This is a genomic window from Acetivibrio ethanolgignens, from assembly GCF_001461035.1.
Lineage (GTDB): Bacteria > Bacillota > Clostridia > Lachnospirales > Lachnospiraceae > Velocimicrobium > Velocimicrobium ethanolgignens.
Genome location: NZ_LNAM01000201.1, coordinates 1 through 7,930, shown reverse-complemented (window position 1 = coordinate 7,930; position 7,930 = coordinate 1). Strand labels below are relative to the sequence as shown.

The 7,930-nt window shown below is 35.6% G+C and carries 11 protein-coding genes; all 11 read right to left on the bottom strand.

The window, feature by feature from the left end:
- Positions 1–136 precede the first annotated feature (136 nt).
- Positions 137–511 carry an IS66 family insertion sequence element accessory protein TnpB gene (gene tnpB / locus ASU35_RS16115; RefSeq protein WP_058354006.1) on the bottom strand — a complete coding sequence of 125 codons (375 nt, stop codon included), beginning with the start codon at positions 509–511 and terminating at the stop codon, positions 137–139.
- Positions 505–828 carry an IS66 family insertion sequence element accessory protein TnpA gene (gene tnpA, locus ASU35_RS16110; protein ID WP_058354005.1) on the bottom strand — a complete coding sequence of 108 codons (324 nt, stop codon included), beginning with the start codon at positions 826–828 and terminating at the stop codon, positions 505–507. The genes tnpB and tnpA overlap by 7 nt, the downstream gene beginning before the upstream one ends.
- Before the next feature lie 280 nt (positions 829–1,108).
- A complete protein-coding gene (locus tag ASU35_RS20520) occupies positions 1,109–1,243 on the bottom strand; it encodes a hypothetical protein (RefSeq protein ID WP_278278086.1) in 135 nt (44 codons plus the stop codon).
- A gap of 5 nt (positions 1,244–1,248) precedes the next feature.
- On the bottom strand, positions 1,249–1,689 hold the full coding sequence (locus ASU35_RS16105) for a plasmid mobilization protein (RefSeq protein ID WP_058354004.1): 441 nt from the start codon (positions 1,687–1,689) through the stop codon (positions 1,249–1,251).
- A gap of 3 nt (positions 1,690–1,692) precedes the next feature.
- Positions 1,693–2,301: a site-specific integrase gene (locus tag ASU35_RS16100; protein ID WP_058354003.1), complete on the bottom strand. Its 609-nt coding sequence runs from the start codon at positions 2,299–2,301 to the stop codon at positions 1,693–1,695.
- Between the two features lie 129 nt (positions 2,302–2,430).
- Positions 2,431–2,769, bottom strand: a complete 339-nt coding sequence (locus tag ASU35_RS16095) for a tyrosine-type recombinase/integrase (protein ID WP_058354002.1) — start codon at positions 2,767–2,769, stop codon at positions 2,431–2,433.
- A 1-nt stretch (position 2,770) separates the two neighbouring features.
- A complete protein-coding gene (locus ASU35_RS16090) occupies positions 2,771–2,974 on the bottom strand; it encodes a hypothetical protein (protein WP_058354001.1) in 204 nt (67 codons plus the stop codon).
- A gap of 265 nt (positions 2,975–3,239) precedes the next feature.
- On the bottom strand, positions 3,240–3,518 hold the full coding sequence (locus ASU35_RS16085) for a hypothetical protein (RefSeq protein ID WP_058354000.1): 279 nt from the start codon (positions 3,516–3,518) through the stop codon (positions 3,240–3,242).
- 19 nt (positions 3,519–3,537) lie between these two features.
- On the bottom strand, positions 3,538–4,122 hold the full coding sequence (locus tag ASU35_RS16080; RefSeq protein WP_058353999.1) for a tyrosine-type recombinase/integrase: 585 nt from the start codon (positions 4,120–4,122) through the stop codon (positions 3,538–3,540).
- Between the two features lie 1,343 nt (positions 4,123–5,465).
- On the bottom strand, positions 5,466–6,275 hold the full coding sequence (locus tag ASU35_RS16075; RefSeq protein WP_083504348.1) for a CAP domain-containing protein: 810 nt from the start codon (positions 6,273–6,275) through the stop codon (positions 5,466–5,468).
- Positions 6,276–6,615: 340 nt separating this feature from the next.
- Positions 6,616–7,830 (bottom strand): Ig-like domain-containing protein, encoded by a 1,215-nt coding sequence (locus ASU35_RS16065; RefSeq protein ID WP_058353996.1) that lies wholly within the window; start codon positions 7,828–7,830, stop codon positions 6,616–6,618.
- Positions 7,831–7,930: the final 100 nt, after the last annotated feature.

Sequence of the window (7,930 nt, the reverse complement as noted above, 5' to 3'; positions counted from 1 at the left end):
CTGCTTTTATCCTGTTTTAGTTAATGTAATTATACCATTTTCCAGAAGATTTTTCCATAAAAACAAAGCAAAAGCAGGTCTGAAAAATGCTGAAAATATGGGCGTTTCAGCTGATTTATTGTGCATTATTTTATAACTAAAAACATACTTCTTCTGATGATATGCTGACAGGGTGATGGGCTTTTTTCTGTTCAATTTCCAGACCATCAAGAAGCCATTCAAGCTGCTGTCCTGTTATTTCCTTTACCTCCTCTGTATTTCTTGGCCACTGGAATTTCATTCCATCGAGTAACTTTTTTGTGGCAAGTACAAATCCGTTTCTGTCATATCTGAGTACCTTGATGGCATTTCTTCTGCGGTTACAGAACAGGAAAACACAGCTCTCCGCAAACGGATCCATGTTATACTGCGTTGTAACCATTGCAGAAAGACTTGTTATCTGCTTTCTAAAATCTGTTGCACCTGTTGCCAGAATGACATGCTCAGCATCTCCTGCAAAACTCTTTAACATTCTTCGCCCAGCTCCTTTATCAATACAGCAGCAAGTAACGCTTCATTTTCATTATGAATTGTCAGAGAGCAATATCTGTTATTAACAATCAGTCCATTAGGCGTTTTACTGTTATCCTTAGATATTTCCATCAAATGGGTAACTTCAGCAAAACAGGTGGTTTTATCATCTGTCATTGAGTCAAGAATCTTTCTACGCCAGTAATAATATGCATGCTTGGATATCTGATTTTTAGTGCACCATTCATCAACAGTCAAATCACTCCGCTTAATATCTTCAAGCCGTTGTTCCCATAATAAGATTTTTTCACTTTCCATAAGTTACCTCCTGAATAAATTTAATCCAGGAAAGTATATCAGATATAGGAAGAAGATTTAAGAACGCTATGTTTTGAAGCACTTACTGATTATATCTGTAATTATTGAATTTCATGGAATACTTCTTTATGACAAATCACGCACACAAGACGCGATTGAAAAACTTCAAAGTCAAAAGAAAAAATAAATTGAATTTCGTATTTGTACTCAATTTGCACTCAAAATGCATAATAAAACGCCGCAAACCCGCATAAATACTGGGATTGCGGCGTTATTTTATTTATTCAAACTCCGCTTCGACTTCTTTATTTTGGGTGATTTTCCGACATTTTTCATCTACATAAACGCCCTTTTGTACCGAATTTTCCACCATGTCTCCCTTGTCTCCGATTAACCATCCCCATATACTCCCCATGAGCCTTATACATCCCCAACTTGATAATCGAAGTCGAGGGTCTCAAGAAGCTGTTGTAACCGTTCTTGCTTACCCAAGACCGAACTTGCTTTAGGTTTCTCTACCCCAAACAGATATGAAGCCCCATCAAGGATATCAACGATAGCCAAACACATTGCTGTGTAACGCATACTCATCTCACGAAAACTCTCATCCGACAAGGGAAAATCGCCAGTAGTTTCCCTACTGGCGATTTCACTAACAACATTCTTCATCTCTTCAACAGCATCTACAATTTTCTGAATATTATTTTTTGTACCAACTACACAAATATTAGAATAGATACAACTGCGTGTGATAAAATCCTTTTTTGCCATTCCACTTAAGGCAGCTCTCTCCTCTATATTAATACGTTCCCACTCACTAGGTCGAAATGAGATTGTATTGTTTTTGTGAACACCTGGCATATATTAATCCTCCTCTCCAGAATACAAATCATCTAACATATTAGCAACACCTGCTGCACTGGACTCAAACATATGACTATATGTATTCAACGTGGTACTAATCTTCTCATGTCCTAGCCTATTAGAAATTGTTGCAATATCAACACCTTTGGAAATGAGAAGTGAAGCATGTGAATGTCTCAAATCATGAACACGAATCTTCTTTAATCCAGCCAACTCAGCACCACGCTTAATCTCTTTCTCCAAATGACTCTTTGTTACTGCAAAAAGTCTGTCACTCCCAGTTCTTCCATATAACATATTGATGTATTCTTTCATTTTCTCTACAACAAACTTAGGTAAATGAATTTTACGAATACTGCGTTGTGTCTTTGGCTCACTTACTATATCCTCACTCTTTACACGATTTAATGACTTTGTTACAGATAAAACACCGCTTTCCAAATCAATGTCATTAATATTAAGAGCAAGCAACTCACCCACTCTAAGACCTGTCCAATACATGAGAAAGAATGCATAATAGATTACAGGCTTGTCTTTCACTGCCTCAAGAAACTGTTCCATCTCATCTTGCGACCATATTCCCATATTGCCAGATTTTGATTTGCCCATGAACCCAGCACCCTTACAAGGGTTGTAGCTGAGCTGATAAAACTTCACAGCATGATTAAAGATAGCATTCAACTGCGTATTTATAGACCATAAATATGCGTCTGAATAATTCTTCTTTTTAATCTCCTTTTACCATCTTTTAATATCTAAAGCTGTTATCGCAGATATACTTTTGTCCTTAAAATAAGGAAGTATATGCAACTCAATCATATGTTTTTTGGTAGCAATCGTACTATCTCGCAAATCTGAATACATATTTTCCTTATATTCATCTAGAAACGATGCAAAACTCATATTTATATTTGACTGTTGCTTTAATATAAACTCATCCATAAACTGTTTTGCATCACGTTTTGTTGCGAATCCTCGCTTATGTTTCCTCTGGGTATTCCCATAATAATCTTTATAGCTAAACTGAACTGACCACTTTTTAGTGTCAGGTTCCTGATGAAAGTACCCCTGTCCCATATTATTTCACCTCACTTTCCACAACGCAATCAACACCACCATAGTAACGTTCTGAAAAATACTTTTTAGGAACTTTACCTGATATCACAATATATCCCTGCTTAGCAAGTTCCTCATTCATGCACTTAACAAGCTTATATGCTTGCCCTCTGGAAACTCCTAACATAACTGCAACCTCTTGTGCTGTAAAATAAATCGTATTCATAATCAGAATACCTCCTACAAATAAGCGTATTCCTCCCACAAAAAGAAGAACCGCTATGCATAGAAGAACTCCGAAAGAAACTCCTGCTGAAACCAAAATAATAGTATGTTAAAGCAACTCCATAAAATGAGCCATACTCAGCACATCTAAGCCCATATACCCAAGCTTAAAAGTTCAATATACTCTGAATACGCAAACGACTCATGATGGTCTGTGCCAAAAACAATGACTTCTGTCAGGAAAGTCACCCATCCTTTATATCACATTATTTGTCTCCAAGTTTTCCATTCAAATCAGGAAAATATATAATCTGACTCAGTCTCATTGAATCAGAATGGATAGTGCCAAGTATATCACTTACACACTCAATGCCAGACTCATGCATAAAATCAGATAAGGATACAATTGTTTCGTAAACTCTATCATCAGTAACAATGCCTACGCAGGTTCTTCCATACATAAATCTACCTGAATAGTCTGCACGAAAAGAACAACCATTTCTTTCGTTACAGAATTTCTCAATCAAATCGCAAGAATTTATCATAAAGTAACTACCCCTATTGTTATGCTAAATGAGCAACTGTCTTGGCAAGTGCATCTTCAACAGTCTTCTGAGAAAGACCAATATATCTCTGCGTAACTGCCACAGAACTATGCTGGAGAAGAACCCTTACAAGCTCAATATTCATCTCATTTTCAAGATAGATGCGACTGGCAAAATACTTTCTGTATGAATGGCTACCATAATTTCTTAAAGGAAGTTCCATCTTGCTAAACACTTTATTCAGATGCCTCTCTACCTGACGCTCTGAGATATCAAAAAGTTTCGCCTGAGCAGAAATCCCCATATTGATGGCATAATCCTGTATAAAGGAATACACTTCAACTGGAACAGTAAAATCACGAACCTTACCAGTTTTCTGTTCCTTAATATTCAGTTTCCATCTGCCACTTTCTTTAATGAAGCTCCCCATATTTAGCTGTAATACATCTCCAAGTCTAAGACCTAACGATGCTTGCAAGACAGCTACAGTAGCAATTCGTGGATTAGGCTTTATTATTTTACCCTCAAGAACAAACCCCTCTCTTAGCAAACGAATGCTCTCACGATATTGTTCATCTGATAACGCAACACATCTCTTATTCATAAGCAACTGACCTCCATAAGTTAATTGAACACTCAAAGTCGTTTATGTCTGGCTGTTTTGACGGATTGAATCACCACTTTTGTAAGTAACTTCGTAAAATACCGTATTTAAGCCAAAGGTCGATTTTGTACTATTTATAGACTCAGTAACTACCCCTGTATTTCGCCACGTGTGACCTTAAAAAACAACCAGCCGAACTATTTACCATCGAGCAGGTAAATAAGGCTAAAAAAGGCGATGTGAAAGTTCCGACAAAAACCAAGATATAAATGCCCTCGCTTGTGGTGTTGTACTATACCTCTGAATTCCAGTGATTGCAAATCATTTCTTCAGAATAGCTTAAAACAAATGAGTTTCCACTATATACATAATGAAAAAACAAAACCAAGCAAAAAATTAATCAAATAATTCTCCAAAAAATGCTCCAAACACAGGAATTCCAACGGTAAACCACTAAAAAAAGACATAATTGTAAAAATTTTATTTAACCAATAGCCATAAGTTACAAAAAATTTTTTAATCAAATTTTTTGATAAATTGCGTTAATCAAACTTACACTTTGTAAATTTAGTAACTTCAATAGAAAAAGCTTTGTTACAGACTGGCAAGCAAATCAGTTAATCAGAACAAATTCATTCACACCATAATGACTTTAAGCAAGGCAGAATGTATTCAGACACAGAAGTTTTTCTGCAAACACCATAAGAATGCATCCGTTCAGGCTCACTTAGATGAAAACAAATCAGTCTTTGTATCAGAACACAATCAGAATTTCTCAGGAAAAAAACAGAAAGAATCAAATAAATACTGACTCCATTCAAATCAGAATGCACGATAGAAATAAAAATATCAGTTCAAACTCGTAGAAAATGAATATATACAAAGCATCAGAAAAGGTCGAATAAATAATGCAAGGGTCGGATTTTAGGACTATAGCAATTGCCAGCCCGAATAACACACCAGTGATTACCCTTGTCGCCACGCTGTTGCACCCCGTGTCCGATTTTAGAGGAATCATTGGATAACTGCCCACGCTTTGCGGTAAACGAGCGTGTGACACAAATATGAAAGCCGTACAATAGAACGGAAAGTAACTACCCCTATAGCAGTCGTTTTTGTTTCATATACGACTTCTGATTATTGAAAAAAGACACCTACCCGATTAAAGTAAGTGTCTTTGCAATTACAACAATAGTTCTATTATATTTAGCACCACTTAAATAACTATCTCTGAAATAATAATGGTATAAACAAATTTCCCTGCCTGAATAAATACTATTTGTTTATTATATTAAAAAATTGGCTGACAAGCAAAACTCATCAGCCAACTTAATAATCTTGCTCTACTTTTGAACTGGAATCATAACCCAAGTCTGTAAACTACCATCCGCAGATGAATAATAGCCAATACCAACTTCTGTATATTTTTTACTATTTAATTCCTTGGAGTACATTGAATAATAGTCACCTGTTAAGGTATCAACAAATCCCTCATTTTTTCCTGAGTACTTAACATTAAGCTCAGTAGATGATTTTACTCCTTTAATTTCACACTCCTTGAATACAGTAGTAGAACTTTTCCCATTCGGTCTTATACCATTATACATACCTGATATAATTACACCGTCTTTTTCATAATCAGCACCTAATGTATATTCAAGTGCTAATATCGCTGCTGCCTTATTTAATTTTTTGTTAATCTTAAGTTCTGGTAATTTTTTAGACTTACGATACTCATTTAGTGCCTTAAGTTCAGCATCAATCTTTTCGTCATCGTAAATAGCATACCTAACATAGTATTCATAACCTTCATATTCATTTTTAACCTTAATTTTTTCTTCATCAAGTTTTTGCTTTGTTTTAACTTTCTTGACTTTTTTAGCTTTCTTAGCCTTTTCCAAATCTTCTTTACTAGTTGTTGGTTCGTAAGGCTGTCTGCCTTCTTTTGCACCATATAACTTATAATGCTCATATAGGACATCTTCATCATTGCCAAGAACGTTTACAACATCTGGATTTGTCTCTGCATAATATTCTGCATCAAATATGACTCCTGCTTCAACCTCAACTGGTTCAGCAGAAACTGTTAAAGAAAATGTTGAAGCTAATATACATGAAGCTAATGTCATCATTACTAATTTCTTCTTCATCATGCAACCTCCTCATAGACAACAATTTGCAACCAATATATCCATTCTAAATCACCCCAGCTATGCTGGGGGATTAGGGTTTTCATTTATCTAATAATACCTCAAAATCAACCATAAATACAGGCATAAATTAAAAATGCCAAGACTAATGATATCAGTCCACACGTAATTGCTCTGCCCACAGCATTAAACGAATACCAGTCAGCACCTATAAAGTGCATAAGACCATTTACTACGGTTTTGAATATAAGAACAACTACTATAAAAGTTATCAGCCAAATTACTAAAAACATATCAATACTACCTCCGTTTATCTTTGATGAATAAAATTTTTCCTGCAACCTTATTTGCCACTTACTGTAAAGAATGTCTGACCATCGATGAATACATCTGCATAATCTGCAACAGTGAATGTAGAATTGAAATCAATATTATTGTAAGCTGTCATCTGTGTCTTAGTCTGCTGACCAAACATGAAAACTACCCCATCATATTCAGCAGGATGTGTTACCTCAAGAATAATAACATCTTTTACTTTTCCATGTTTGACATCTGCTGAAATAGAACAGCCATATTTATTGCCATTAACATCAACTATAACTCCTCTCTGATGAACTGAACCATTATCAAGATTTGCTGCAACACTTTCAAAGCTTGTTCCTGTGTAACGGTCAAATGCTGAAATATTGTATGTTTTATCAGTTCCTTTTAGTGGAAGTGTTACTTTAAAACAATCTGTAACATAACCATTTTTCTTCTTAATAGTTTTAATGTTCGTATTAACAGTTACACTTTCAACTTTATCAGTAAGATTCTTACCAGCTCCAACTGCCAGTTTAACTGTAACTGAACCATTCGGTGTCACTTTAAGTCCTTTCTTGCTTAGAAAGTCCTTAGAAGACTTTTTATCCTTTACAGTTATTTTACAAATATACCTTTTGTTCGTGTTTTTATCCGTAACAGTAAGCTTGCAAGTTCCCTTCTTAACAGCAGTAACAACCCCACTACCCGACACCTTTGCCACCTTCTTATTCGACGACTTAAAGGATTGCTTTGATAAAGCTACTCCATCCAGCTTAACCGTTGTCTTTTCTCCAACTATAAGGCTCGCTGCTTTCTTATTTAATTTAACGTTACTTTCTTCAGAACCCTTTGTTGTAAACTGTGCAAAAATAGCCTTTTCTTCTCTGCCGTTGCTAACATCAACCATTTCACTCCAATCGAAATAGTTTCCTATAACGCAAACATAGACCTTGGTATTCGGTTCCAAACCACGACAATCTTCTTGCGTATGATACGTTGCCATATAATCGTAATAGCTCTCAGCCTTATTAGGGTCTGCTCCACCTAATTCTTTCTCAGTAAGTGCATAAAAATAATAGCTTAAAAAATCATGGTCTGCAGCCCAGACTGACCAATCCAAAGATGCAGAATTCGAAGTGATATTTGTAATCACTATGCCTTTTTCTTCCGCAAATACCCTATCAGGAAAATAACCAAATAAGATACCGCATACTATCATACTGCATACAATTAAACTCCATACTCTCTTTTTCATACAAATCTCTCCTTAATATTTTTTTATTTAAATTGCAACACTATTGTACCAAGTCGCTGGCGCGACGGCTAGCCCCAGGTACATGAAACCACTACTTTTT